The 25,940-nt window shown below is 69.5% G+C and carries 30 protein-coding genes; 10 read left to right on the top strand and 20 right to left on the bottom strand.

All coding sequences use genetic code 11. The annotated features are described in order from the left end of the window. The first annotated feature begins 44 nt into the window (after positions 1-44). Positions 45-548: a hypothetical protein gene (locus HD600_RS05030; protein ID WP_184281967.1), complete on the top strand. Its 504-nt coding sequence runs from the start codon at positions 45-47 to the stop codon at positions 546-548. Here HD600_RS05030 and HD600_RS05025 read toward each other — a convergent pair. The 9 genes from HD600_RS05025 to HD600_RS04985 all read right to left on the bottom strand — a co-directional run bounded on the left by HD600_RS05025 (position 535) and on the right by HD600_RS04985 (position 8,710). Then, complete coding sequence (locus HD600_RS05025) at positions 535-1,305, bottom strand: enoyl-CoA hydratase/isomerase family protein (protein WP_184281965.1); 771 nt, start codon at positions 1,303-1,305, stop codon at positions 535-537. The two genes, HD600_RS05030 and HD600_RS05025, sit on opposite strands and share 14 nt — an antisense overlap. A gap of 13 nt (positions 1,306-1,318) precedes the next feature. Then, the gene (gene paaE / locus HD600_RS05020; RefSeq protein WP_338402146.1) at positions 1,319-2,419 is read right to left on the bottom strand and encodes a 1,2-phenylacetyl-CoA epoxidase subunit PaaE; all 1,101 of its coding nucleotides are present in this window, start codon (positions 2,417-2,419) and stop codon (positions 1,319-1,321) included. 2 nt (positions 2,420-2,421) lie between these two features. Further along, positions 2,422-2,916, bottom strand: a complete 495-nt coding sequence (paaD, locus tag HD600_RS05015; protein ID WP_184281961.1) for a 1,2-phenylacetyl-CoA epoxidase subunit PaaD — start codon at positions 2,914-2,916, stop codon at positions 2,422-2,424. Further along, positions 2,910-3,701, bottom strand: coding sequence for a 1,2-phenylacetyl-CoA epoxidase subunit PaaC (gene paaC, locus HD600_RS05010; protein WP_338402145.1), 792 nt, complete (start codon positions 3,699-3,701; stop codon positions 2,910-2,912). Before paaC ends, paaD begins: the two co-directional genes overlap by 7 nt. A gap of 56 nt (positions 3,702-3,757) precedes the next feature. Beyond that, positions 3,758-4,042 carry a 1,2-phenylacetyl-CoA epoxidase subunit PaaB gene (gene paaB / locus HD600_RS05005; protein WP_184281957.1) on the bottom strand — a complete coding sequence of 95 codons (285 nt, stop codon included), beginning with the start codon at positions 4,040-4,042 and terminating at the stop codon, positions 3,758-3,760. Then, positions 4,039-5,013 carry a 1,2-phenylacetyl-CoA epoxidase subunit PaaA gene (gene paaA / locus HD600_RS05000; RefSeq protein WP_184281955.1) on the bottom strand — a complete coding sequence of 325 codons (975 nt, stop codon included), beginning with the start codon at positions 5,011-5,013 and terminating at the stop codon, positions 4,039-4,041. Before paaA ends, paaB begins: the two co-directional genes overlap by 4 nt. Positions 5,014-5,085: 72 nt before the next feature. Further along, the gene (gene paaZ, locus HD600_RS04995) at positions 5,086-7,131 is read right to left on the bottom strand and encodes a phenylacetic acid degradation bifunctional protein PaaZ (RefSeq protein WP_184281953.1); all 2,046 of its coding nucleotides are present in this window, start codon (positions 7,129-7,131) and stop codon (positions 5,086-5,088) included. Beyond that, complete coding sequence (locus tag HD600_RS04990) at positions 7,128-7,970, bottom strand: 3-hydroxyacyl-CoA dehydrogenase family protein (protein WP_338402144.1); 843 nt, start codon at positions 7,968-7,970, stop codon at positions 7,128-7,130. Before HD600_RS04990 ends, paaZ begins: the two co-directional genes overlap by 4 nt. Beyond that, positions 7,967-8,710, bottom strand: coding sequence for an enoyl-CoA hydratase/isomerase family protein (locus HD600_RS04985; RefSeq protein WP_184281951.1), 744 nt, complete (start codon positions 8,708-8,710; stop codon positions 7,967-7,969). Before HD600_RS04985 ends, HD600_RS04990 begins: the two co-directional genes overlap by 4 nt. A 114-nt stretch (positions 8,711-8,824) precedes the next feature. Between HD600_RS04985 and HD600_RS04980 the strand changes: the two genes are divergently transcribed. Beyond that, positions 8,825-9,439, top strand: coding sequence for a TetR/AcrR family transcriptional regulator (locus HD600_RS04980; RefSeq protein WP_422120169.1), 615 nt, complete (start codon positions 8,825-8,827; stop codon positions 9,437-9,439). A gap of 22 nt (positions 9,440-9,461) precedes the next feature. On the opposite strand, the gene HD600_RS04975 is transcribed toward HD600_RS04980, so the two are convergent. From HD600_RS04975 to HD600_RS04965, 3 genes are all read right to left on the bottom strand, one after another. Continuing rightward, positions 9,462-10,049, bottom strand: a complete 588-nt coding sequence (locus HD600_RS04975; protein ID WP_144793443.1) for a nitroreductase family protein — start codon at positions 10,047-10,049, stop codon at positions 9,462-9,464. A gap of 121 nt (positions 10,050-10,170) precedes the next feature. After that, positions 10,171-11,268 carry an ABC transporter permease gene (locus HD600_RS04970; RefSeq protein WP_184281949.1) on the bottom strand — a complete coding sequence of 366 codons (1,098 nt, stop codon included), beginning with the start codon at positions 11,266-11,268 and terminating at the stop codon, positions 10,171-10,173. Continuing rightward, positions 11,265-12,161 (bottom strand): ATP-binding cassette domain-containing protein, encoded by an 897-nt coding sequence (locus HD600_RS04965; RefSeq protein WP_184281947.1) that lies wholly within the window; start codon positions 12,159-12,161, stop codon positions 11,265-11,267. Before HD600_RS04965 ends, HD600_RS04970 begins: the two co-directional genes overlap by 4 nt. Before the next feature lie 219 nt (positions 12,162-12,380). Here HD600_RS04965 and HD600_RS04960 point away from each other — a divergent pair, with 219 nt between their 5' ends. Continuing rightward, a complete protein-coding gene (locus HD600_RS04960; RefSeq protein ID WP_144793437.1) occupies positions 12,381-12,953 on the top strand; it encodes an NADPH-dependent FMN reductase in 573 nt (190 codons plus the stop codon). Between the two features lie 69 nt (positions 12,954-13,022). Here HD600_RS04960 and HD600_RS04955 read toward each other — a convergent pair whose 3' ends face one another. From HD600_RS04955 to HD600_RS04940, 4 genes are all read right to left on the bottom strand, one after another. Continuing rightward, on the bottom strand, positions 13,023-13,694 hold the full coding sequence (locus HD600_RS04955; RefSeq protein WP_184281945.1) for a response regulator: 672 nt from the start codon (positions 13,692-13,694) through the stop codon (positions 13,023-13,025). Further along, on the bottom strand, positions 13,691-14,950 hold the full coding sequence (locus tag HD600_RS04950; protein ID WP_184281943.1) for a sensor histidine kinase: 1,260 nt from the start codon (positions 14,948-14,950) through the stop codon (positions 13,691-13,693). Before HD600_RS04950 ends, HD600_RS04955 begins: the two co-directional genes overlap by 4 nt. Before the next feature lie 66 nt (positions 14,951-15,016). Beyond that, the gene (locus HD600_RS04945; RefSeq protein ID WP_184281941.1) at positions 15,017-15,862 is read right to left on the bottom strand and encodes an exodeoxyribonuclease III; all 846 of its coding nucleotides are present in this window, start codon (positions 15,860-15,862) and stop codon (positions 15,017-15,019) included. 28 nt (positions 15,863-15,890) lie between these two features. Then, the gene (locus HD600_RS04940) at positions 15,891-16,427 is read right to left on the bottom strand and encodes a YbhB/YbcL family Raf kinase inhibitor-like protein (protein ID WP_184281939.1); all 537 of its coding nucleotides are present in this window, start codon (positions 16,425-16,427) and stop codon (positions 15,891-15,893) included. 79 nt (positions 16,428-16,506) lie between these two features. Between HD600_RS04940 and pyrE the strand changes: the two genes are divergently transcribed. From pyrE to HD600_RS04905, 7 genes are all read left to right on the top strand, one after another. Continuing rightward, positions 16,507-17,064 (top strand): orotate phosphoribosyltransferase, encoded by a 558-nt coding sequence (pyrE, locus tag HD600_RS04935; protein WP_144793423.1) that lies wholly within the window; start codon positions 16,507-16,509, stop codon positions 17,062-17,064. Then, a complete protein-coding gene (locus tag HD600_RS04930) occupies positions 17,061-17,963 on the top strand; it encodes an ROK family protein (protein WP_184281937.1) in 903 nt (300 codons plus the stop codon). Before pyrE ends, HD600_RS04930 begins: the two co-directional genes overlap by 4 nt. 31 nt (positions 17,964-17,994) lie before the next feature. Then, on the top strand, positions 17,995-18,354 hold the full coding sequence (locus HD600_RS04925) for a hypothetical protein (RefSeq protein WP_144793418.1): 360 nt from the start codon (positions 17,995-17,997) through the stop codon (positions 18,352-18,354). Between the two features lie 74 nt (positions 18,355-18,428). Then, on the top strand, positions 18,429-19,001 hold the full coding sequence (locus tag HD600_RS04920; RefSeq protein ID WP_184281935.1) for a TetR/AcrR family transcriptional regulator: 573 nt from the start codon (positions 18,429-18,431) through the stop codon (positions 18,999-19,001). Between the two features lie 151 nt (positions 19,002-19,152). Further along, on the top strand, positions 19,153-20,244 hold the full coding sequence (locus tag HD600_RS04915) for an ABC transporter permease (RefSeq protein ID WP_338402141.1): 1,092 nt from the start codon (positions 19,153-19,155) through the stop codon (positions 20,242-20,244). Continuing rightward, positions 20,241-20,930, top strand: a complete 690-nt coding sequence (locus tag HD600_RS04910) for an ABC transporter ATP-binding protein (RefSeq protein ID WP_184281931.1) — start codon at positions 20,241-20,243, stop codon at positions 20,928-20,930. Before HD600_RS04915 ends, HD600_RS04910 begins: the two co-directional genes overlap by 4 nt. 116 nt (positions 20,931-21,046) lie before the next feature. Next, positions 21,047-22,210: an anhydro-N-acetylmuramic acid kinase gene (locus HD600_RS04905; protein ID WP_184281929.1), complete on the top strand. Its 1,164-nt coding sequence runs from the start codon at positions 21,047-21,049 to the stop codon at positions 22,208-22,210. 49 nt (positions 22,211-22,259) lie between these two features. On the opposite strand, the gene HD600_RS04900 is transcribed toward HD600_RS04905, so the two are convergent. From HD600_RS04900 to HD600_RS04885, 4 genes are all read right to left on the bottom strand, one after another. Continuing rightward, positions 22,260-22,424, bottom strand: coding sequence for a hypothetical protein (locus HD600_RS04900; RefSeq protein WP_184281927.1), 165 nt, complete (start codon positions 22,422-22,424; stop codon positions 22,260-22,262). Then, entirely contained in the window at positions 22,421-22,984 is a 564-nt protein-coding gene (locus tag HD600_RS15155; RefSeq protein WP_184281925.1) for a YdeI/OmpD-associated family protein, read from the bottom strand. The genes HD600_RS04900 and HD600_RS15155 overlap by 4 nt, the downstream gene beginning before the upstream one ends. 13 nt (positions 22,985-22,997) lie before the next feature. Then, positions 22,998-23,804, bottom strand: a complete 807-nt coding sequence (locus HD600_RS04890) for an HAD-IIA family hydrolase (RefSeq protein WP_184281923.1) — start codon at positions 23,802-23,804, stop codon at positions 22,998-23,000. A 112-nt stretch (positions 23,805-23,916) separates the two neighbouring features. Further along, positions 23,917-25,854 (bottom strand): glycoside hydrolase family 10-like protein, encoded by a 1,938-nt coding sequence (locus tag HD600_RS04885; protein WP_184281921.1) that lies wholly within the window; start codon positions 25,852-25,854, stop codon positions 23,917-23,919. Between the last annotated feature and the right edge of the window lie 86 nt (positions 25,855-25,940).

The following is a 25,940-nucleotide window of genomic DNA, read 5'->3' as shown; positions in this document are numbered from 1 at the left end:
CTTCTCCCCGAGGCCGGTGGCGGGGCATCCGCTACGCTCAGCGCATGAGACTCACCAATCGCTTCGTCCGGGTCTTCCAGTGGATCGCCCCCGTGCTGCTCACCGGGTTCGTCGTGTTCGGCCGCGGGCTGCTCGGCGCTCCGCTGGGATGGATGGCGGCGATTGGACTGTTCCTCGGACCTGTCGTCGCACTTCTGATGTACATTCCCCCGGTCGTGTTCGTGTTCGATCGTGTGGCCGCGGCGGCCAGGAAGAGCCGTCTTGCCTACGACATCACGAGCTACGTGCTGTGGGCCTCGCTGATCGTCATGGGGCTGACGCTGCAGGACGGCGGTGACGACGGGGTCTACGGCTCCGTGCTCTCCGAATGGGGCGTGCTCGGCGACGACGCCACGGTCCTCGCCTTCGCCGTGGCCATGATGATCGCATCGGTCGCCTGGCTCGCCACCCTCGCGGCGGCGATCACATCCGTCACCCTCTCGCGCCACCCCGGCACGCCTCCGGCCGCTCCGGTCACCCGCGCGGACGCGCCCTTCACCGCCCCGTGAACCGCGGCCGACGCTTCTCCTGGAAGGCCGCGAACCCCTCACGGTAGTCGTCGGTGTCGCGCAGCGCGGCCTGGTCGGCGTTCTCCGCGGCCACCGCGTCCCACAGGGCGAGGCGCTCGTCCCGCAGTCGTGCGATGAGCCGCTTGCTCGCGAGGAACGCCCTCGTCGCACCCGATGCGGCGGCCGCTGCCGCCTCCTCGGTGGCGGCTCGGAGGTCTGTGGCCGGGAACGACTGGGAGAACAACCCGGCCGTGACGGCCTCGGTGCCGCTCATCAGTCTTCCGGTGTAGACGAGGTCGAGTGTCCGGTGCGCGCCGAGACGCTCGTAGAAGAGGGCGTGACCGCCCGAGTCGAGCGTCGCTCCCAGCATCGCGAACGGCGAGCCGATCTTCGCGGTGTCGGCGACGTAGACGACGTCCGTGGCGATGAGCAGTCCGAGCCCGACACCGAGGCACGCCCCGTGCGCGGCGGCGAACGTCGGGGCGGGGAACGCGGACATCTTCCGCAGCAGGGGGGTGACGAGACCGTCGAGATACCCGGTGACATCGTCGGTCGCCGGATCCACTCCGCTGATGTCCCGTCCGGCGCAGAACGCCGGCCCCTCGCCGCGGAGCAGGAGCGCCCGCACGCCGGCGCGGGCGGCCTCATCGTATGCGGCGTCCAGTTCGGCGAGGGCGCGCTCGTCGAGCGCGTTGCGCCTCCCCGGTGCGTCGAGCACGACGTGTGCGACGTCGTCGGTGATGGTCAGCTCGATCATGAGGTTCCTCGTGTCAGGCGTCGTAGTCGACCACGACGGTGTCCGTCGTCGGGTGCGATTGGCAGGTGAGGACGTACCCGCGCTCGAGCTCGTCCGGTTCCAGCGCGAAGTTCTGCGTCATGCGCACCTCACCGTCGGTCAGGCGCGCCCGGCAGGTGCCGCACACCCCGCCCGCGCAGGCGAACGGCACATCGCCGCGGACCCGGAGAGCGGCGTCCAGGATCGCCTCGTTCGCGGCGACCGGCGACTCGACGGTCGATGTCAGGCCGTCCAGCGTGAACTCGATCCGGCGGACGTCGTCGCCCTCGTCGATGACGACCGGGCGCCCTCGGTCCATGCGCGGGCCGTCGGCGTCACTGGTGAACAGTTCGAACCGGATGCTGTCGGCGGGAACCCCCCGCCCCTCGAGCACCTCGCGGCAGAGCGCGACGAGGTCGAACGGCCCGCACAGGAACCACTCCGTGACGGTGTCAGGACGCAGCAGCCCGTCGAGGATCGCGGTGAGCTTGTCGCCGTCGATGCGTCCGGAAAGCAGAGGGGCCGTGCGCTGCTCGCGCGACAGCACGTGGTGCAGCGCGAGGCGGGAGGGGTGGCGGTCCTTGAGGTCGGCGAGATCCTCGAGGAACATCACGTCCTGCGTCGCACGATTCGTGTACACGAGGCTGAACTGCGCCGTCGGCGAGGACGACAGCACGTGTGCGGCGAGCGCCATCATCGGCGTGATGCCGGAGCCGGCGGCGATGCCCGCGAGGTGCGCGTGGTCGAGGTCGGGAAGACGTGTGGTGAACCCGCCCTCTGGACTCATCACCTCGATGCGGTCGCCCGGCGCCAGGTTCGCGTGCGCCCAGACCGAGAACAGGCCCCCGAGATCGCGCTTGATGCCGACGCTGATGCGCCCGGGCGTCGGCGGGCGGCAGATCGAGTAGCTGCGCCGTACCTCGTGACCGTCCACGCGGGCGCGCAGCGCGACGTACTGGCCGGGCAGATACGCGTACTGATCCTGCAGCTCGGGCGGTACGGCGAACGTCACCTCGATGCTGTCGGCGGTGAGCGGACGGACCTCGGCGATCTCGAGCTCGTGGAAGCGTCCGCGTCGTCGTGTGAGGGTGGCCACGATCACAGTGCCTTGAAGTGGTCGAACGGTTCGAGGCAGGCGCGGCACTCGTAGAGCGCCTTGCACGACGTCGACCCGAAGCGCGAGACCTCGCGGGTGTCGAGCGAGCCGCACTGCGGACACGGCACCGACAGGCGCACGGGGACGGGGCTGCGCCCTCGTGCGGCGACGCCGGAGGGTGGCGCGATGCCGAAGTCGGCGAGCTTGCGTCTGCCGTCCTCCGAGATCCAGTCGGTCGACCACGCCGGTGACAGCGTCATGCGCACCTCGACGTCGGCGAAGCCCGCGGCGGTGAGCGCGAGGACGACGTCGTCGCGCATGGTCTCCAGCGCCGGGCATCCGCTGTAGGTGGGTGTGAGCGTGACGACGACGCGCTCGCCGTCGACCGCGACGTCGCGGAGCACGCCGAGGTCCTCGATCGTGAGGACGGGCAATTCGGGATCAGGCACGGCGGCGGCGATCCGCCGTGCCTCGTTGAGCCTCGTCGTGGTCACCATGTCGCCCCCGGATGCTGACGCGCGAGGACCTGCATCTCGGCGAGGATGCGGGACAGCGCGGGGAAGTGGCGGCCGTGGCGGCCGCCACCGGCGGAGGGTTCGCCCGCCGGGCGCTCGAGCCCGGCCTCCGAGAAGACCTCGTCGACCACGGCGTCGAAACCGGTCCGCAGACGGGACGGGCGCACGGCGACGCCCTCGAGCTCGTCGATCAGCGGCTCGTCGCGGAACAGTTCGTCGACGTACGGCCAGACGTCGGCAACCGCCCGGATCATGCGCTGGCGCGACTCCGCCGTGCCGCCGGCGAGGCGCAGAGTCCACTGCACGGCGTGGTCGCGGTGGTAGTCGACCTCCTTGACGGCCTTGGCGGCGATCGCGGAGAGCGTCGCATCGCTCGAGTCGCGGAGCGCCGAGTACAGCTCGACGAGATAGGTGGAGGCCGCGAGATGTCGCGCGATCGTCTGCGCGAAGTCGCCGTTGGGCTGTTCGAAGAGCCAGGCGCTGCGGAAGGCGGGTTCGTCGCGGAAGTACGCGAGGTCGTCCTCGGTGCGCCCGTCTGCCGTCCCGGCGTACCGGAGAAGGGAACGTGCGTGGCCGAGCAGGTCGAGGGCGATGTTGGCCAGTGCGACATCCTCCTCCAGCTCCGGGGCGCGGGTGATCCAGCCCGCGAGCTGCTGGGAGAGGATCAGTGCGTCGTCGCCGAGCCACAGCGCGTACTCCGCGACGGTCGAGGTGGCGACGGCATCCGAGTCGCCGGCGAGTTCGGCGGCGAGATCGAGCTCGTCCACCGTGACCGCTCCGTGCGGCAGAGGGCGGGGCGTGTGAGCCCCCGGCGAAGTGGCGTTCACAGGTGCGGCACCCCCTCGGAGGCGGTGTAGTAGACCGCGTGGCGGTAGTTCTTGCCCGCCGGGCTCTCGAAGAACGCCCCCTTGGCATCCGGGTCGCTCGCCGTGATGGCCTCGGACGGGACCACCCAGATCGAGGTGCCCTCGCCGCGACGCGTGTACAGATCGCGGGCATTGCGGACGGCCAGTTCGGCGTCCGGTGCGTGCAGGGACCCGGCGTGCACGTGGCTCATCCCGCGATTGGCGCGGACGAAGACCTCCCACAGCGGCCACATCTCGCTCATGCCGCCACCTCCTCGGTCCGCGCGGCGCTCTTGCGTGCGTACTCCGCGGCGGCTTCGCGCACCCAGGCACCGTCCTCGTGGGCCTGGCGGCGAGCCCTCACCCGCTCGGCGTTCATCGGTCCGCGCCCGGCGAGGACCTCGAAGAACTCCGACCAGTCGATCTCACCGCCGATGTGGTGCCCCGTCTCCTCGTCGAAGTGCAGTTCGGGGTCGGGGAGCGTGACGCCGAGCACCTCGGCCTGCGGGACGAGCATGCCGATGAAGCGTTGCCGCAGCTCATCGTTCGAGAACCGCTTGATGTTCCACGCCATCGACTGCGCGGAGTTCGGGGAGTCGCCGTCCGGGGGGCCGAACATCATCAGGCTCGGCCAGTACCAGCGGTTCACGGCATCCTGCGCCATCTCGCGCTGGGCGGCGGTGCCCTGCATGAGAGTGAGCAGGATCTCGAACCCCTGCCGCTGATGGAACGACTCCTCCTTGCAGACGCGCACCATGGCTCGGCCGTATGGGCCGTAGGACGCACGGCACAGGGGGACCTGGTTGCAGATCGCCGCCCCGTCGACGAGCCATCCGATCGCGCCCATGTCGGCCCACGTCGGGGTGGGGTAGTTGAAGATCGACGAGTACTTCGCCCGCCCGGTGATGAGCTGATCGGTCATCTCCTCGCGTGTGATGCCGAGGGTCTGCGCGGCGGAGTACAGATACAGGCCGTGGCCGGCCTCGTCCTGCACCTTGGCCATGAGGATCGCCTTGCGCTTGAGGCTCGGCGCACGGGTGATCCAGTTCCCCTCGGGTTGCATCCCGATGATCTCGGAATGGGCGTGCTGGCTGATCTGCCGGATGAGCGTGCGGCGGTAGGCATCCGGCATCCAGTCGCGCGGCTCGATGCGCGAGTCCGCGGCGATGATCTCGTTGAAGCGGCGCTGCTCGGCGCTGACGTTCTGCTCTTCGTCGATGTCCTGCTCGGTCATGGCGACTCCCTCGTCTTTACTGACCGTTCGTTCAGTAATTCTCTCACACTCGCGGAGTGATGACCACGCCGATCACTCCTTCGCGACGAGGGTGAGCACGTCGTACGTCGCGACGGGCTCGTCGTCCTGGTTCCGGATGACGGCATCCCAGCGCACCTCGCCGTATTCGTCCGTCTCGCGCGGCGTGATCTGCTTCGCGATCAGCTCGACGCGGATGCTGTCGCCGGGGGAGACGGGTGTGAGGAAGCGCAGGTTCTCCAGGCCGTAGTTCGCCAGCACGGGGCCGGGCTCCGGATCGACGAAGAGCCCGGCGGCCCAGGAGACCAGCAGGTACCCGTGCGCGACCCGGCCGGGGAAGAACGGGTTCGCGGCAGCCGCCTCCTCATCCATGTGCGCGTAGAAGGTGTCGCCGGTGAAGTGCGCGAACGTCTCGATGTCGTCGAGAGTCACCTCGCGGGACGCCGAGGCGATCCGGTCGCCCACGCGCAGCTGCGTCAGGGGCTTCCGGAAGGGGTGGACGCCGTCCTCCCTCGTAGCGGCTCCCGTGTGCCAGGCCCCGGTGACCGCGGTGAGCATCTGCGGTGACCCCTGCACCGCCGTCCGCTGCATGTGGTGCAGGACGGCGCGGATGCCGCCGAGCTCTTCTCCGCCGCCCGCGCGGCCGGGGCCGCCGTGGACGAGACTCGGCAGCGGCGACCCGTGTCCGGTGGAGGAGCGCGCCGTGTCGCGGTCGAGGAACAGCACTCGGCCGTTGCCGGCGGCGACGCCGGCCAGGAACGACGCGGCGAAGTCGGGGTCGTGGGTCGCGACGCTCGTCACGAGGGACCCGCCGCCCCGCATGACGATGTCGGCGGCCTCGTCCACCGTCTCGTAGGTGAGCAGGGACGACACGGGACCGAAGGCCTCGATCGTGTGGACGGCGTCGGCACCGGCGTCATCGAATCGGAGCAGCACGGGGGAGACGAACGCGCCGTGCGGGTCCGCGGCGGTCGCGGATCCGATCACGATCCGTCCGCCGCCCTCCTCGAGCGCCCGCACCTGCCCCAGCACCTCATCGCGCTGCTCGAGCGACACCAGCGGTCCCATCGTCACGCCCTCCGTGCGCGGGTCCCCGACGACGACCTTCTCCTCGATCCTCCTGCGGACAGCGTCGACCACCGCGTCGGCCTCAGACGCCGGCACGAGGGCGCGCCGGATGGCCGTGCACTTCTGCCCTGCCTTGCTCGTCATCTCGGCGACGAGCTGGCGGATGTACGCGTCGAACTCAGGCGTCCCGGCGATGGCATCAGGGCCGAGGACGGAGGCGTTGATCGAGTCCGTCTCGGCGGTGAAGCGCACGCCGGACGGGGTGCGCGAACGCAGCGACGCGGCTGTCGACGCGCTCCCCGTGAAGCTCACCATGTCTCCGAGAGTGAGCAGGTCGCCTGTGCCGAGCGATCCTCCGGCCGAGGTGAAGAGGGTCGGCACGCTGCCGCTCACCAGCTGCAGCGTGCCGGGAGGTAGCAGCCCTGAGTCGACGAGGATCCGCACCATCGCCTCGGTGATGTAGCCGGTCGGCGTCGCCGGCTTGATGAGCGACGGCATCCCGGCGAGGAAGGCGGGTGCGAACTTCTCCAGCGGTCCCCACACGGGGAAGTTGAACGCGTTGATCTGCACCGCGACGCCGCGCAGGCGGGTATGGATGTGGCGCCCGAGGAACGAGCCGTCCTTCGAGAGGGACTCGACCGCCCCGTCGAGGTACACCTGCGCGTTCGGAAGCTCGCGGCGCCCCTTGCCCGAGTAGGCGAACAGCACGCCGATGCCGCCGTCGACGTCCACCCAGGAGTCTGCCGTCGTCGCGCCGGCGCGCGCCGAGAGCGCGTAGAGCTCGTCCTTCCGCTCGGTGAGGGCGATGGCGAACTGCTTCAGCAGCAGCGCACGCTGGTGGAAGGTCAGCGCGCCGAGGGAGGCCTGCCCGACGGTGCGCGCGTGTGCGAGCGCTGCGCCGAGATCCAGCCCCTCCGTGCTGACATGTGCGATCACCTCTCCCGTGGATGCGTCGCGCACGACGGTGGGGTCGCCGGCGGGTTCCGGTGTCCACCACCGGTCCTGCAGGTAGCTCGGCACGATCGCGGTCATGTTGTCGTCTCCCATGTGTAGAAGCCCTCGCCGCTCTTGCGGCCGAGTTTCCCCTCCGCGACGAGCCTGCGCAGGAGGGCGGGTGGTGCGAAGCGCTCGCCGAGGGTCGCGTGGAGCTCTTCGGCGATCCCGAGACGGACATCGAGTCCGACGATGTCCGTCGTGCGCAGCGGGCCCATCGGATGCCGGTACCCGAGTTCCATGGCGCGGTCGATGTCCTCGGCGGATGCGACTCCGGAGTCGAGCATCCTGATCGCCTCCAGTGCGAGGGCGACTCCGAGTCTGCTGGAGGCGAAGCCGGGCGAGTCCCGCACGACGATCGGGGTCTTGTCGAGCATCTGCACCCACGTCCGCGCGCGCTCGACGAGGTCCGGATCCGTGGCCGGCCCGACGACGATCTCGACGAGTGCGGACGCGGGCACCGGGTTGAAGAAGTGCAGTCCGAGCATCCGCTCAGGGCGCTGCAGCCGTGCGGCCAGGTCGTCGATGGAGATGGACGAGGTGTTGGAGGCGAGCGCGGCATCCGGTGCGGCGCGTTCGATCATGGCCAGGGCGTCCGTCTTCAGCGCGCGATCCTCGGGGACCGCCTCGATGATCAGCGCGCAACCCGCGAAAGCCGCAGCGTCGGAGCCGGTGTGCAGGCCGACCGCCAGCTCGTCGACCGTCGCCTCCGTGCTTCCGCGCTCCACGGTCTTCGCGAGCATCCCGATGATGCGTCGCCTGGCGGCGTCGGCGGACTCCTCGTCGCGTTCCACCACGACGACCTTGCACCCGGCGAGCAGGAACGCGTGCGCGATGCCGGACCCCATGCGTCCGCCGCCGAGCACTCCCACCTTCACGGGCGCCCCTTCCGCTCGAGGAACGCGGTCATGCGGCGCATCTTCTCCGGGCTCTCGAACAGTTCGGCCTGGAGATCGGCGTCGATCGACGGATGCGCGTCGCGCGGAGCCCGGAGCGCGGTCTTCGTGTGCCGGATCGCGAGGGGATCGGCGGCGGCGATCCGACCGACGATGGCGTGGGCTGCGGGCATGAGGTCGGCCGGGTCGTGGATGCTCGAGACGAGTCCGGCCGCGTGCGCCTCGTGCGCATCGAGGATGCGCATCGTCAGCAGCATCTCGCTCGCCAGCGCTTCTCCCACGATCTCGCGTAGCCGCCAGGTGGCCCCCGCCGCGGCGAGGATGCCGAGATCCGGCTCGGGGTTGCCGATCCGGAGCCGCGGGGTGGCGATCCGGATGTCGGCGGCGTACGCGAGCTCGGCCCCTCCTCCGAGCGCGTAGCCGTCCATGGCGGCGATCACGGGCATCGGGAGTTCGCGGACCCGGATGAACGCGTTGGCGTTGATCCCGCGGAGTGCATCGGCCGCGCGACGGGCCCGCAGCTGGGCGATGTCGGCCCCGGCGGCGAAGTCGCCACCGGTGCCGGTGAGGATGAGCGTGCGCGGCTCGTTCTCGAGCTCCTCGCACAGCGCGTGCAGTCGGTCGATCAGATCGCGGTCGATGGCGTTGCGTCTGCCAGGGCGGTTCAGCGCGCCGACCACGCGATCGTGGTGGTGCTCGACGAGCAGGGACGGCTCATCCATCTGCGCTCCTGACCTCGATGTCCGGGAATTGCTGACCGTTCGTTCAGTAATAGGGTACGGCACGCGTCGGCCACGGTGCGTTCCCGACGGTGCGGCGCCGGTGCCCGTGCCAGACTGGAGCGCGTGTCAGACCCCTCGCAGACGCCCGCACGCCGTGGCCGCCCCGGCTACGACCGCGAGCGGATCCTCGAGATCGCCGTGGAGATGTTCATCGCGCAGGGATACGACGCGACATCGGTGTCGGCGCTCGCCGCGCGGCTGGGTCTGTCGAAATCGGCGCTGTACCACCACTTCGCCTCCAAGGAGGAGCTGTTGCAGGTCGCCCTCGATGAGGCGCTCGGTGGTCTCGAAGCCGTCCTCGCGGAGGCGGAGGCGCGCGACGGATCAGCGCGGGAGCGACTGGAGCACATGCTCCTCGGTGCCGTGCTCGTGCTCGCGGATCGACTGGCGTACGTCACGCTCCTCCTCCGCGTTCGCGGCAACAGCGACATAGAGCGCGCGGCGCTCGAGCGGCGACGGGAGTTCGACCGTCGTGTGACGGCTCTGCTCCGCGTCGCTCAGGCAGAAGGAACCGTGCGCTCTGATGTCGACCCGTCGGTCGCCACTCGCCTGTTGTTCGGCATGGTGAACTCGATCGTCGAGTGGTACCGGCCCACCGGGGCCGAGCAGGCGAAGGACCTCGCCCGTGACGTGCTCACTGTCGCTCTGGACGGGCTCGCGACATCCTGAGCGCCATCGGGCAGCGTGCGCCTCAGGCCTCCGCGATGATGCTGTCGGCGAGCGGACGACGTGCCCGGGGCGCGGCCTCACGCTGCTGGAGCGGCTCCGACAGGGCGGCCGTGTCGCCGAGCGCGCCGAGAGCGATGACCGTGACGGCGCGGAGGTTCTCCGAGACGCCGGGGAGCGCCTCGAGGGCAGCGCGATCGATGCCGCCCATCTGGTGCACGAAGAGCCCGTCGGCGTGGGCCTGCACGGAGAGGTGCGCGACGGCCTGACCGAGGTCGTACTGCGCCCACGGGTGGGGAGCCCCCTCGGCGTCGGCCTCCTCGGCGAAGGCCGCAATGAGGACCTGGGCCTGTCCTGCCCACTCGCGGTTGAAGCCCATCAGTGCGCTGTCGACGGCGGCGTGCAGGTCCGTGCCGCGCCGGGCGACGATGAAGCGCCACGGCTGGGTGTTGCGGGCCGACGGTGACCAGCGCGCGGCCTCGAGGGCGGCCATGAGCTTGGCCTCATCGATCGGCGCGGTCGCGTCGAAGGCGCGCGGGCTCCAGCGGGTGGCGAGGACGTCGAGGAGGGGGACCGAGGTCTCGGCGGTGCGGTCGAGGGTGGGCGTGCTCATGGTGCCTTTCGGGAGTGCGGACATGGTCCGGACCCCGTCGTCCACACCGATCCACGCTAATGCAGCCGGCTGGGCGTCCCGTCACAGGACACCCAGCCGGCTGCCTCCCCTTCCGATGCGTTCAGCCCCGTAGCGCCTCGCGGAACTTCACGCGCGCCCCCATCTTCAGCAGGGAGTTCTCGTAGATCTTCGCGCCGAGGGTGATCACCAGTGCGCAGGTCACGAGCATGATCGCGAGCGAGGCCAGCGGTTCCCACCACTCCGCCTCGTTGAAGAACAGCCGGATCGGCATCCCGACCGGAGCGGAGAACGGCACGTACGAGAGCACGGTCATCACGACCGGGTTGTCGCCGAAGAAGATCACGAGGAAGTACGGGATCATCGTCAGATACATCACCGGGGTCAACGTCGTCCCGGCATCCTCCTGGCGCGACACCATGGACCCGGCGGCCGCGAACATCGCCGCAAGGAGGATGAAGCCGAAGAAGAAGAACACCGCGAACCAGAGCACGGGGCCGCCGATGCCGGCGAGCACCGTCGTCTGCCCGGTGACGGTCAGGCCGATGGTGCCGACGGCAGCGAGGAGCAGGATCTGCGACATCGCGAGGATCGTGTTGCCGACGACCTTTCCCGCGAGCAGGACGCGTGCGGGGATCGTCGAGAGCAGGATCTCCACGACGCGGGTCTGCTTCTCCTCGACGACGCTCGTCGCGACCGGCATCCCGAACATCATCGCGGCCATCATGAACACGAGTCCGAACGCGATGCCCAGGAGGTACCGCAGCGGCCCCGCCGCCGGGTCGGGATCCAGCAGTTCGACCTCTGGGGTCACGGACAGGACCATCAGCAGGGACTGTGGGGCCTCCCGGTCGGCGATGATCGCGAGTCCACCGGGGGAGGAGGGGTCATCGATCACTGCGGCGTCGACCTCGCCCGCCGCGACGAGATCCCGCGCCGCATCCGGGCTGTCGACCTCTGTGATCTCGTACCCGCCCAGCTCGGAGAGGGTCGAGGCCGCGGAACTGGTGGCGGCGACGGGCGTCGCGCTGGGGTTGGCGGAGGCGATTCCGGCCCAGATCACCCCGCCCAGTGCGATGAGCAGCAGGATCGCGGTCGAGACGAGATACGCCTTGCTGCGGAGCTTGGTGCTGAGTTCGCGCTCCGCGACGAGCCAGGTGCCCTGAGCGGTCGAGACGGCTGCGGGTGCCGTGGTGTTCATCGGATGACCTCCTTGAAGATCTGCGCGAGGGTGGGATGCTGCGGCCCGAACCTGCTGACGTCGCCCTCCTGCAGGGCGCGGCGAAGGATGCGCTGCGCGACGGCCGCGTCCTCTGCGTCGAACACGGCGCGGCCGCCCTCAAAGTCCACGACCGTGACCCCCGGCTCCTCCCGCAGCCATCCGACATCGGCCGTGCTCTCGATGTCCCATCGCGGCTCTGCGTACTGCTCGCGGAGTCGGTCGCGCGGGCCGGCGGCGCGGATCGTGCCCCCGGCGATGATGACGAGGTCGTCGCAGAGCCGCTCGACGACGTCCAGCTGATGCGAGGAGAACAGCACGGAGACGCCGCGGGACGCCCGCTCCTGCAGCACACCGGCGACGGTCTCGACCGCGATCGGGTCGAGCCCGGAGAACGGCTCGTCGAGGATGAGCACCTCCGGGTCGTGCACGAGGGATGCCGCGATCTGCGCGCGCTGCTGGTTTCCCAGCGAGAGGGTCTCGATGTTGTCGTCGAGCCGCTCGCCGAGTCCGAGATCGCCGAGCAGCGCGGTGGCCTTCTCGGTCGCATCCGGCTTCGAGAAGCCGTGGAGGCGCGCGAAGTACACGACCTGTTCGAGCACCTTCATCTTGGGGTACAGCCCGCGCTCCTCCGGCATGTACCCGAACTGGCGCCGGATGTCGGCGGTGAGGGGGCGTCCGCCGCGGGTGATGGAGCCGGCGTCGGAGGCCAGAAGGCCGAGGATGATGCGCATGGTCGTCGTCTTGCCCGCGCCGTTGCCGCCGACGAAGCCGGTGAGCTGGCCGGCGTGCACCGGGAACGAGATGTCGTCGAGCACGCGCCTCGAGCCGTAGCTCTTCGAGACGCCGGTCAATTCCAGGGTTGCTGAGGTCACGTGGAGGGGCTCCTTCGCTGTGTGCGCCGCATGGTTCCACGCTAGGGAAGGGCCGCCCCCGCGGCATCCGCCCCAGGGGGGATCTTCCCTCTCCGCCTCGAGGAGGAGAGGGGCGCCCAGGCATCTCTTACATTCACTGGAATATAATTTGCCGATGGGTCGTTGTACCCAGCACGAACGCACCCGGCTCCTCGGAGCCCGATCAGAAGGATTTTTCCAGTGACCCGCACCATTGGCTACATCGTCGGCAGCATCTCGAGCACCTCCATCAACCGCCGCCTTTCGCGCGTGCTGGAGAACCTCGCCCCCGAGGGCACCGAGCTCGTCGAGATCCCGATCAAGGACCTCCCCTTCTATTCCGCGGACTACGACGGCGACTTCCCGCAGGTCGCGATCGATTTCAAGCAGGCCATCAGCGATGCTGACGGCGTGATCATCATCACCCCCGAGTACAGCCGTTCCATCCCCGGCGTGCTGAAGAACGCCCTGGACTGGTCGACGCGCCCCTATGGCGAGATGTCGTTCTTCAACAAGCCCGTCGCCGTCATCGGCGCCTCCGGCTCCGGTGTCGCCACGGCTGCCGCGCAGCAGCACCTGCGTGCGATCCTCGGACACTTCAACGCCATCACCATGGGTCAGCCGGAGGGCTTCATCCAGGACCGCCCCGGTCTGTTCACCGACGAAGGACAGGTGACCGACGACTCGACGGCCGGCTTCCTCGCCGGATACCTCGAGGCCTTCAACAGCCTCATCTCCCGCACGCAGCACGCGTCGGAGCTCGTCAACGCGTAAGCGTCGAACTACCCGCGAGGGGGAGGAGAGCAGGCGCTCTTCTTCCCCTTCGTCGTTCCTGAGCGGCGTCTAGACGAGGCCGCCGCGCAGCGCCAGGACGATCGCCTGCACGCGGTCGCGGGCGCCGAGTTTCTGCAGGATGCGGGACACGTGCGTCTTCACGGTCGCCTTGCCGATGAACAGCCGGGCGGCGATCTCGGCGTTGCTCATCGCCTCCGCCATGAGTGCGAGCACCTCGGATTCGCGCTCCGTCAGCGGCTCCGCCGGCTCCGACGGCGTCGGTCGCTTCGCCGCGGTGTCGCTCGCGGCGGGTGCGGCATAGCGGCGCACCACGCGTCTTGTGACCTCCGGCGCCAGCATCCCGTCGCCGACGGCGAGCACCCGCACGGCCGCGACGAGATCCTCTGGTCCGCTGTTCTTGAGCAGGAAGCCACTGGCGCCGGCATCCAGCGCGCTGAACAGGTAGTCGTCCTGGTCGAAGGTCGTGACGATCGCGATGGCCGCATGCACCGCCGGATCGGCGACGATGCGGCGGGTGGCCTCGATGCCGTCCATGTCCGGCATCTGCACATCCATGCTGATGACGTCCGGTTGCAAGGCTGTCGCCTGCGCCACAGCCTCGGCCCCGGTCGCAGCCTCGCCGACGACCCGGATGTCGGGCTGCGCGTCGAGGATCGTGCGGAATCCTGCGCGCAGCAGGGCGTGGTCGTCGACGAGCATGACGCGGATGGGATCGCTCATGCCCCGGCTCCGCCGATCAGCGCGGGAGCATGCAGCGGCACCCGTGCGCGCACCCGCCAGCCGCCCTGTTCCCGCGGGCCGGACTCGAGCGTGCCGCCCGAGGCGATGGCGCGTTCGCGCATGCCGAGCTGGCCCATCCCCGGGCGCGGCGAGAGAGCATGTCGCCCTGTGTTGACGACGTCGAGCTCGATCGCACCGTCCGTGTACCGCAGGCGGACGTCCGCCGTGGCGGCCGGGCCGGCGTGGCGGCGCGCGTTCGTCAGCGCCTCCTGGGCGATCCGATAGAGATTGACCTGCACGACCGACGGCACATCGCGTTCCTCGCCGACCACCGTGAACCGGGTGGCGAGCCCCGCTGCACTCGACGCCTCGACGAGAGCGGGAATGTCGGACAGCCCGAGGGTGGACGCGTCCTCCGCCTCGGTGTCCGAGGAGCGCAGCGTCTCGAGCAGGTGATGCAGTTCGTCGATGGCCTCGCGGGCCGACTGCTCGACGCCGCCGAGGATCTCTTTCGATGCCGCAGGGTCTTGGTCGACGATCATCCGTGCGGCGCCGGCCTGGACGCCCATGACGGAGACGTGGTGCGCCACGACGTCGTGCAGCTCGCGGGCGATGCGCACACGGTCGAGCGCGACGGCCTGGGCCGCTGTCACCTCGCGTTCGCGCTCGAGGTCGGCCGTCCGCTGCTCGAGCGCCTGCCGCTGCATCGCGGAGCGCCATGCGTGCTCGCCGAAGAAATAGGCGCCGGCGAAATACAGCACGTTGATCATCAGATTCAAGACCATGTAGGCGAGGTAGGGCGACAGCGCCCCGGCGATGATCTCCTCGTCTCTCGCCGTCTCGATCGCGTCGCGGTACACCGACACCAGCAGCCAGATGAACATCCCCGTGATGATCGCGACGCGCACGATCATCGCGGCGCGACGATTGCTCATCCACGCACCGACGGAATAGAGCGCGATGAACATGGCGATGTTGCCCGCATAGAGTTCCGGCAGGCGCATCGTGACGGCAAGGAAGTACGCCACGCACACGATGACGGCCACGGATGCCGGCCAGACCCGCCGGAACGCCAGCGGTGCCGCGATGACCGCGATGTAGACGAGTGCCTGCCAGAGCGGTGCCTGCTCGTCGCCATAGAGCTCGGAGATCGCCGACAGCGCCGCGCTGATGACGCCGCTGACGAAGACGACGAGCGCGAGCAGGGCATCAGCCTGGCGCTGGCGAGGCGTCAGTGCGCGAGAGGGTGCGGCCATTCCTCCACGCTACGGGTGGACGGCCGCCGACGGCATCCGTCCTGCGGGGGATTCCAGCCGATCCGGTCAGGCGAAGATCATCGGCATGTCGTCATCGTCGTCCGTGCCGGCGAAGTCGAGGTCGACGACCACGGGCACGTGATCGCTGGGCTGCTCGCCCTTGCGTTCGTTGCGGTGGATCGAGGCGCCGGTGACCGCATCGGCGAGCGCGCGGGAGCCGAGGACGAAGTCGATGCGGATCCCCTCGTTGCGCGGGAACTTCAGCCGCTGGTAGTCCCAGTAGGTGAAGCCCTCGGGGATGAGGGGCCGCACGACGTCGGTGACGCCGGCGGACTCCAGGGCGAAGAACGCCGCGCGCTCCTCCGGTGACACGTGCGTCGAGACGCCCTCGACGATGGCCGGGTCGCCGTTGTCCTCGGGGAAGGGGATGATGTTGAAGTCGCCGACCAGCGCCAGCGGAAGCTCGGGGTTCGCAGCGAGCTCCGCCGCGGTCGCCTGGCGCAACTCGTCGAGCCAGTGGAGCTTGTAGCGGTAGTGCGGGTCGTCGAGCGAGCGGCCGTTGGGGACGTAGAGACTCCAGACCTTGACTCCGTCGATCATCGCGCCGATCGCGCGCGCCTCGAGCGGAGCATCCGGGCCCTCATGGCCCTTCGCGAAGCCCGGCATCCCCGCGAACGAGGTCTCCACGTCGGTGATCGGCAGACGGCTGGCGATCGCGACGCCGTTCCACTGATTCAGCCCGTGGGCCTCGACGTGATAGCCGGCCTCTTCGAAGGGCGCGTACGGGAACTGCTCGGGCTTGCACTTGATCTCCTGCAGCGCGAGCACATCGATGTCCTCGCGGACGGCGAAGTCGACGGCGCGCGAGACGCGGGTGCGAATCGAGTTGATGTTCCAGGTGGCCAGACGCATGCTCCCAGCCTACGGGCGAGTGCGGACGTCAGCGCTCGGCGGGATCGGCCGTTCCCATGAGCACACCGCGGGCGAGGCAATGGAAATGACGGTTGAAGCCGAGCACGGCCGGTGTCGAGTCCGGCGCGAGATCCAGGGTCTCCACGTCGAGGGCGTCGACGACGAAGAAGTACCGGTGCACGCCGGTCCCCGCCGGCGGGGCGGCGCCGATGAAGCGCTCCGAGCGCGCCTCGTTCGGCAGCACCTTCGCTCCGCCGGGGAGCGCTCCGACATCGCCGATTCCGCTGGGGAGCGCGCGCGTGGTCGCCGGCAGGTCGAACACCGCCCAGTGCCAGAAGCCCGATCCGGTGGGCGCATCGGGATCGAAGCAGGAGATCGCGATGCTCTTGGTCCCGACCGGCGGCTGCGACCACTGCAACGCGGGGGAGCGGTCCTCGCCACCGCGGTCGGCCGACCAGGCGAACAGCGGCAGCGGGGCGCCGGGCGCGAAGTCCGGGCTGGTCAGTTCGAGCGGCGCGAAATCGCGCAGAGCGGCCAATTCGGCGTAGGGGTCGAACGAGAACATGAGCCTCCGTGCGTCGTGGTCCCCCCACGATAGGCGACGCGCCTCTGCGTGCCGGCCGCCGCGCCCTACACTGGATGCCGTGACCCACGAAGACGACCGCTCGTCCCTGCTCGCCCTGATCAAGGATGAGGCGGTGTTCCACGGCGACTTCACGCTCTCCAGCGGCAAGAAGGCCACGTACTACGTCGACATGCGGAAGCTGACCCTCGACCACAGGGCCGCCCCGGCCATCGGGCGCATCATGCTCGATCTCATCGACGGGCTCGACGTGGTCGCCGTCGGTGGCCTCACTCTCGGCGCCGACCCGATCGCGAACGCGGTCATGCACGCCTCGGTGGCCACCGAGCACCCGTTGGACGCGTTCGTCGTCCGCAAGGAGCCGAAGGACCACGGCCGCGGCCGTCAGATCGAAGGGGCCGACGTCGCCGGCAAGCGCGTCGTCGTGCTCGAGGACACCTCGACGACCGGGCAGTCGGCGCTCAAGGCTGTCGAGGCTCTGCGCCGCGAGGGCGCGGAGGTCGTCGCCGTCGCGGTGATCGTCGACCGGAAGACCGGGGCCCAGGCCGCGATCGAAGCCGAAGGCCTGCAGTGGCTCGCCGCCTTCGACCTCGACGACCTCGGACTCGACCCCCAGTGACCCGCCTCGCCCTCGCCGTCGACGTCGGCGGGACGAAGCTGGAGGCGGCGCTCGTCACCGCGGACGGTGACGTGCTCGCCGGCAGCCGCAGCCGGCGGGCGACCGGCAGGGATGCGACGTCAGCCTCGCTGGACGACGCGATCGCCGCCGTCGTCGAACACGCGCTCGCCGCGGCTCCGGCGGACGCTGACGTCGTCGGCGCAGGGGTCGGCAGCGCAGGACCCGTCGACCGCGACTCCGGGTCGATCTTCCCCGTGAACATGCCGGCCGCGCGCGGATACCGGCTGGCGGATGCGGTGCGTTCGGCGGCATCCTCGGTGCTCGGCCGCGAGATCCCCACGGTGTTCGGGCACGACGGGGGTGCGCTCGCGCTCGCCGAGTCCTGGCTCGGCGCCACTCGTGATGCGCGTGCGTCGCTGTCGATCGTCGTGTCCACCGGGGTCGGCGGAGGCTTCGTGATGGGCGGGCAGTACATCCCCGGGGCATCCGGGAACGCCGGTCATCTCGGCCAGATGCGGCGTGAGGGTGGTCTGACCCTCGAGGAGATCGCCTCCGGACCCGCCAGTGCTGCGTGGGCACGCTCTCAGGGGTGGGACGGCGAGACCGGCGAGGACCTCGCACGGGATGCCGCAGCCGGAGACAGGGTCGCCCGTGCGGCGATCGAACGGTCGGCGCAGGCGGTGGGCGAGACGCTCGCGGATGCCGCGACGCTCGTCGACCTCGACATGGTCGCGATCGGCGGTGGTTTCTCACGCGTCTCGGACGACTACATCGATCTCGTCCAGCGCGCACTCACGGCTTCGGCAGCACACGACTACTCGCGTGCCGCGCGGGTCGTGCGATCGGGCCTCGGCGACGAAGGCCCACTGATCGGCGCGGCCGCGTTCATCCTCCGCTAGCTTTCCGACGGCCTGTCGGTATGCTGGCGGTGTGGAGATTCTGAAGAACGTCATCCTTGCCCTGCACATCATCGGCGTCGTCGCCCTGCTCGGTGGCGTGGTCTACCAGAGCTCGGCGATGCGCGAGAAGACGGCGCGCATCATCCCCGGCATCATGCACGGTGCCTGGACCATGCTCGTCACCGGCATCGCGCTCGTCGGCATGCAGTACGCCCTCGGTCGCGGTGACGACGTGAACAACGCGAAGATCACGGCGAAGCTCGTCGTGCTCATCGTGATCGTCGTGATCGCGCTCATCAACCGCAAGAAGGAGGCAGTGGCCGGCTGGGTGCTCCCCACCATCGCCCTGCTCACCGTGGTCAACATCCTCATGGCGACCGTCTGGCGCTGACCCCGACCCCGACCCACGGCCGCTCGCGAACCGCCGCCTCACCGGTGGTTCCGCGAGCGGCCTAAGATATTCCAATGCCCAAGATCAGTGCGCCCTCCGTGGCGGAGCACCGCGCCGCGCAGCGTGCCGCGCTCATCGCCGCCGCCGAGGACATCGTGCGCGAGTCCGGCGTCGCCGGCGTCACTCCGCGCAGCGTGTGCGAACGGACCGGCTTGTCCCGGTCGAGCTTCTACGACTATTTCCCCTCCAAGGACGACCTCCTCGTCGGCGTCGCGATCGCGGCCATCGAGAGCTGGGACGCCGAGATCGAGCAGGCGCTGGAGGGTGTCGCCCCCGGGCTCGCGCAGCTGCGCGTCTTCGTCGACGCCACGATGACCATGACCGCGGACGGTCGGCACGAGATCGCCGGCGCGTTGCGCGGTGCAGACCTCTCGCCGAGTCGCCTCGAGGACCTCATGGTGCTGCACGACGCCCTGCTGCGCCCCCTCGTCCATGTCCTGGAGGAACTCGGTCACCGCTCTCCGCAGCGGGGCGCCCTTCTCGCGCAGGGGGTCATCGGCGCCGGCGTGCAGCTGGTCGCGCACGGGGTGGACCCCCGGGAGGCGGCCGATGACGTGTATGCGCTGCTCGTGAACGGCCTCGGCTGACCCGCGATCGCCCCGCTCGATTCGGCGATCTGGCGATTTCCTGACATACTGTCACTATCATGCCGACGGTGTGTCGGTAACTCGACCAGGAAATTCACCTATGTTCCTCGCTTTGCGCGAACTTCGCTTCGCTCGCGGTCGGTTCACACTGATGGGCATCGTGATCGCTCTGATCTCGGTTCTCGTCGTGCTGCTCTCCGGCCTCTCCTCCGGCCTCGTCAACGACGGAGTCTCCGGCCTCAAGTCGATGCCGGCGACCGCCTTTGCGTTCGACGAAGGCACCATGACCGACAACGCCTTCAGCCGCTCGGTCGTCGACGACGATCAGCTCGAGGCCTGGGTCGATGCCCCCGGCATCGCCGAGGCCGAGCCGATGGGCGTCAACATCATCAACACCGTGACGGACGACGACACGCAGGTCGACCTCACGCTCTTCGGCGTCGAGCCGGACGGGTTCCTCTCTCCCGAGGTCTCCTCCGGCGAGCAGCTCGGAGCCGTCGACGGCATCATCGTCTCCGAGACGCTCAAGGATGACGGCGTCGAGATCGGCACCGTCGTGACGCTCGACCGCGTCGACACCGAGCTGACCGTCATCGGGTTCACCGAGGGTCAGGCGACCTTCGGGCACGTCGACGTCGCCTACCTGCCGATCGACACGTGGCGGCTCATCGCCGCGGGTGCGGCGCCGGCCGGTGCGCCGACCGAGGCGGACTTCGACGAGCTGGACTTCCCGTACTCCAGCGTCGTCGCCCTTCTCGCGGAGGACGGCGCGGACGTCGACTTCGCCGCGATCGATGCGGAGGCCGACACCACGACGATGACCCTCACCGAGTCGTTCAACGCCTCGCCCGGCTACGAGGCCGAGACGCTGACGCTCAGCATGATCCAGGTGTTCCTCTACGTGATCTGCGCCCTCGTCGTCGGAGCGTTCTTCACGGTCTGGACCATCCAGCGCAGCCACGACATCGCCGTGCTCCGTGCTCAGGGTGCATCCGCGCGGTTCCTGCTCCGTGACAGCCTCGCCCAGGCGGCGATCCTGTTGATCGGCTTCACCGTGATCGGCGTGGCCGCCGGAGTCGGCCTCGGCGCTGCGATGCCCGCCGCCATGCCGTTCGACCTCGAGGCCGCACCGATCGCGATCGCTTCGCTCACGACGATCGTCCTCGGCCTGATCGGCGCCGCCGTCGCGGTGCTGCGCATCGTCCGGATCGACCCGCTCAACGCTCTGGGAGGCCAGCGATGACTGACGCAACCACCACCCCCGCCCTCGACATCCAGGGCGCCGTGCTCGAGCTCGGTGACGGGGACTCCCGCGTCCGTGCACTCGACGACGTCTCGCTCCAGGTCATGCCGGGAGAGTTCGTCGCGATCGTCGGTCCGTCCGGCTCCGGCAAGTCGTCGCTGCTCGCGATCGCCGGTGCGCTGGCCCGCCCCGACTCCGGCGCCGTGCGCGTGCACGGCACGGACGTGACCTCGCTGCGCCCCGGTGCGGCCGCACGGTTCCGCAAGAAGAACATCGGCTTCGTCTTCCAGTCGAACAACCTGCTCGCGGCGCTCACCTCCGCCGACCAGCTGCGCCTGGCGGGTCGGATCGCGGGCAACCGCAAGGTCGACCCCGCGCCGCTGCTCGACGCGGTCGGGATGGCGCACCGCGCCGGTCACCGCCCCGGTCAGCTCTCCGGTGGAGAGCGCCAGCGCGTCGGCATCGCCCGCGCGATGGTCAACGACCCGAGCGTCCTGCTCGTCGACGAACCGACCGCGGCGCTCGACCGGGCACGCAGTCATGAGGTCGTCCAGCTTCTGGCCGACCGTGCGCACACCGACGGCGTGGCCGTCGTGATGGTCACTCACGACCGCGACGTGCTCGAGCACTGCGATCGGGTTCTCGAGATGATCGACGGCCGCCTCACGGCAGTCGCCACCGTCTGACCCCGCTCCACCGGCGAATGAGGGCCGCTCCCGTGCGACGGGGGCGGCCCTCATTCCTGTCCGTCACGCAGTGTCGGGCGGGATACGGTGGGATGGCCCCCACCGGAAGAGGATTCATGCGCGTACTCGGCCTGCTCTCTGGCACATCCCACGACGGGATCGACGTCACCGTGGTGGACTTCCACGAGCAGGGTGGGGTCCTCTCCGGCACCGTGCTGCACTCGGACAGCGTCCCCTATGACGAGCGGCTGCGCGCGCGTCTGATCGCGGCGCTCCCGCCGGCGGCGACCACGCTCGCCGAGGTCGCCGAACTGGACACCCTGATCGGTCAGGCCTTCGCCGACGTCGCGCGGGATGCCGCGGCATCCGTCGGGGGCGTCGATGCCGTGTGCACGCACGGGCAGACCGTCTATCACTGGGTCGAGGGCGGTCACGCCCGTGGGACGCTGCAGATCGGGCAGCCCGCCTGGATCGCCGAGGCCGTCGGCGTGCCGGTCGTCTCGGACGTCCGCATCCGCGACATCACTGCCGGAGGGCACGGCGCACCGCTGGTCTCCTTCCTCGACGAACTGCTTCTGCGCGATCGCGCCGGCGTGACCGGAGCCCTGAATCTGGGCGGGATCGCCAACATCACCGTGGTGGGCGGCGACAGGATCAGCGCATACGACGTCGGCCCCGCCAATGCACTCGTCGACGCCGTGATCACCACGTACGGGATGGACCCGCTGGGTTACGACGAGGACGCGCGCATCGCCCGCGCGGGCAAGGTCGATGACGAACTGCTGACCGCGCTGCTCGCCGACCCGTATTACGCCCAGCCCGCTCCGAAGAGCACTGGTAAGGAGCACTTCCACCTCGCCTACGTCCGCCGCCACGTCGACGGGCTGGGCCGCGACATCCCGGCCGTCGACCTCGTGCGCACCCTCACCGAGCTCACCGTGCGCACCGTCGCGCAGGACGTCCGCGCCGCGGGCATCGGCTTCCTCGCCGTCTCGGGCGGAGGATGCCACAACCCGCTGATGATGGATGGGCTGCGCGCCGCCGTGCCCGACACCGAGGTGGTGCTCGCCGATGAGCTCGGTGCTTCCGCTGACGCGAAGGAGGCGATCCTGTTCGCCCTCATCGGCTGGTGCACGATGCATGGTGTCGCCGCCGTCGCCCCGGCCGGCACGGGGGCGAGGGAGCCGCGCATCCTCGGCACGATCACGCCGGGAGCAGGGCCGCTGCGGATGCCGGAGCCGGTTGCCGAACTGCGCCGTCTCGTGCTCACGACGCGCTGACCAGTCGGCGCGATCGCCGCGATCCCGCAACCTCATCGGCCCGGTGAGCTCAGCCCTTCCGGTCGTCGTCCCAAGGGCCTTCCCACCAGTTTCCCGAGCGGCCGTCCCCGTGTCCGTCACGGCGGCGCGAACGGACGAACTGCACGATGAAGATCGTGAGCGATGACAGGACGATGAGGATCATGACGAGGAAGAGCAGGTCGCTCTGGCTCATGGGCGCTTCCCTTCTGCGGCATCCGCCACGATCTTCGCGATGCGGGCGGCGCGCGTCTGCGGTCGCTTCGCGGTGGCGATCTGGGTCAATCCGTACTTCTTCACCGACTTCGGGAACGCATCCCACGATGCTCTGGCGGCCGGCACCGCATCCAGCGCCGCGGTGAGTTCGGCCGGTTCGATCCCCGCCTCCGGGCCGTCGAGCATCTCCCACGAGCCGTTCGTCTTCGCGAGTTCGACGGCGCGGATGCCGGCGGGCATCATGAGCCCCGCAGCCTCGAGTTCGGCCAGGCGTTCCTTGTTGGTCGCCGCCCACCCGCTCGACGGTCGCCTCGGCGAGAACCACTGCCCGTTCCCCTCGGGGAACGACCGGACGGGTCCGTCGATCCACCCGAAGCAGAGGGCCTGGCGGACGGCATCCTCATAGTCGAGCCCGCCGCTCGATCCGCGCACGTTCAGCACCCAGACGCCTGCCGCGGTCGCGTGATGCGCATCGAGCCAGGCGCGCCAGCTCGCGGCATCCGCCGGACTGATCCGGTCCCCGTCGTCGAGAACGCTCACGTCTGGGCTCGATTCAGCTCTCGACGGTCGGGATCGTCCCCGTGATGGTGGGCAGCAGGTCGGCGACGGAGTCGACGACCTCGTCCGGGCGGAACGGGTACTTCTCGATCTCGGCCTGGTCGCTGATGCCGGTGAGGACGAGCACCGTGTGCAGCCCGGCCTCGATACCGGCCACGATGTCGGTGTCCATCCGGTCGCCGATCATGCCGGTCTTCTTGGAGTGCGCGCCGATCTTGTTGAGAGCCGAGCGGAACATCATCGGATTCGGCTTGCCGACCACGTACGGCTGGCGACCCGTCGCCTTGGTGATGAGCGCCGCGACGGCGCCGGTGGCGGGCAGCGGACCCTCCATGCTCGGGCCGGTGGCGTCCGGGTTGGTGATGATGAACCGTGCCCCGGCACTGATCAGTCGGATGGCCCTGGTGATGGCCTCGAACGAGTAGGTGCGGGTCTCCCCGACGACGACGAAGTCCGGGTCCGTCTCGGTCATCACGAAACCGGCGTCGTGCAGGGCGGTGAGGATGCCCGCCTCTCCGATGACGAAGGCCGATCCGCCGGGGACCTGCTGCTTGAGGAAGTCCGCCGTCGCGAGCGCCGACGTCCAGATGCGCTCCTCCGGGACCCGAAGACCGCTCGCTCGCAGCCGAGCGGAGAGGTCGCGGGCGGTGAAGATCGAGTTGTTCGTGAGCACCAGGTAGGGGATGCCGGCATCCTCCCATCCCGCGAGCAGTTCGGATGCGCCGGGGATGGCCTCGTTCTCATGGACGAGGACGCCGTCCATGTCGGTGAGCCAGCATTCGATGTCTTCGCGGTGTGCCATGTGCTCAGCCTATTGGGGCGCGCGATGCGGATGAAGGAGCCTGCGGCGAGAAGACCGACGGCGGTCCCTCCGAAAGGAGGAGACCGCCGTCAGGGAACCGAACGCGATCAGATCAGCGCCCGTCCTCGGAGCCACCCGGCTGCGAGGGGCGCACGGGGTGATCCGGCTTGCCCGGCTTGTCGGGCTTGCCGGGCTGTTCGGGCTTGCCGGGCTTGTCGGGCTTGCCTGTGGCGGCGACGGGCGCGCTCTCGACGGCGGCGGCATCCAGCGCCGTCACCACCCACTTCTCGCGGGCAGGCGTCGACGAGGCCGTGTTCGGGAGCTCGAACTCCAGCGTGGATGCCCCGTCCGCCCACACCGTGCCGACGAGGGCGCCTTCGCGCGCGATGATCTGCTTCGGCGAACCCGTTCCGCGGTAGATCGCGTACTGGCGCGCCTCCTGCGGGTCGCCCGCCTCCCACACGAGGTGGCCGTCGCGGACCTGCACGCCCTTCGGCGCGGCGACCACGCCGTCCGACAGCCACGGCTTGGCCGGAACGAGCGTCGGGTGCCCGAAGGCATCCTCACGCAGCAGTTCGATCGCCTGGTTCTTCGCCTCGTGCCGCGGCTGCTGGTCCGCGGGCAGGGAGGCCAGATCGCTGGGCTGCATGTCGTTGTAGCTGAACAGCACGCTGCCGTCGATGTCGTCGAGCTTCTGGTTGAAGCGGATCTGATTGGGAACCTCCTCGGGGTTCATCCAGGCCTGCTCCCACCCGCCGTTGTTCACGTGCTTGTAGAGGGCGTGGCCGACATAGACCTGCGTGCGGCTCCCGGCGGCCACGTCGTTCCACCACTGCGCCAGGTCCCCGTACGGAGCGGCGCCCTGATCGAAGCTCCAGTAGATCTGGGGGACGAGGTAGTCGACGAGTTCGTCCTGCACCCACCCTCGTGTGTCGGCGAAGACCGAGCCGCTGTACGTCTGCGACGACGTGGTCGGAGTGTTCGAGCCTGCGGGGTCGTTCTCCTTGTGCTCCCAGATGCCGAACGGGCTGACGCCGAGCTGGACAGCGGAACCGGTCGCCGCGTTGTGCGCGTCGACCTCGTCGTTGACGTCGCTGATGAGGGCGGTGACGTTGTCTCGGCGCCACCGTTCGATGTCCTCGGGGGTGTCGGCGTATCCGGCGGTGAGTCCATGCTCCTCGAAGGTGGCGCGGTCCTCTCCCGCGTCGCCGAAGAAGACGTTCTCACCGTCGACCGTGATGCGGTACGGGTAGAAGTAGTCGTCGAAGTGGATGGCATCCACGTCGTAGTTCGCGACGATCTCGGCGACCGTGTCTGCGACGGATGTCCGCACCGCCGGCTCACCTGGGTCCAGGAACAGCTTCTCCTCGAACATGAGCACCTGGTCCGGGTGCTGCACGGCGTAGTTGTCCGGGGCGAGGATGCCGGCATCTGCGAGAGCGGCGATGTACTCCGGGATGCTGAGCGCCTTCACCTCGTCCGCGGTCATGTCGAGTGCGCCGAGCACCGTGGCGGACGTCATCTTCGAATTGGTGACCCGGTACGGGTTCAGCCACGCGTGGAACTCCATGCCGCGGGCGTGCGTCGCCTCGACGGCGCGGGCGAGCGGGTCGTACCCCGGGTCGACGCCCTGGGTGCCGGTGAGGAAGCCGGACCAGGGGTTCAGCTCGGACGGGTAGTAGGCGTCGAGCAGAGGTCGCACCTGGAAGATCACCGCGTTCATGTTCCAGGATTCGAAGTCGTCGAGCACCCGGGTGAAGCGGGAGTCGAAGTCGGCGGCGTCGGCCGGGCGTCCGAAGTTCAGATTGTCGATCGTGGCGACCCACGCGCTCGAGAAGCGCCGGGTCTCCTCAGCGGAGGTGGTCGGGATCGACACCTGCGTGCCGGAACCGGGGTACGTCTCGACGGGATCGCTGCCGTAGCCGTAGGCGCCGGACGCATCCTTGACGTACTTGTAGAGCAACTGCTCGTCGTCGGTGGTGCCTGCGGCGGCGGTGGGGATCCCCAGGAGCAGGAGTGCTGCGGTCGCAGCGGCGGTCGTTCTTCTCATCAGCGAGTCCTCGATCTGTTGGCGAAAATGGCCTCCAGAAAGAACGTCCCCCAAGAAAATTATTATCACACAGGGTCGCGAGAGTA

The sequence above is a fragment of the Microbacterium ginsengiterrae genome (assembly GCF_014205075.1).
Classification (GTDB): Bacteria; Actinomycetota; Actinomycetes; order Actinomycetales; family Microbacteriaceae; genus Microbacterium; species Microbacterium ginsengiterrae.
This window is presented reverse-complemented; position numbering and strand designations above follow the sequence as displayed.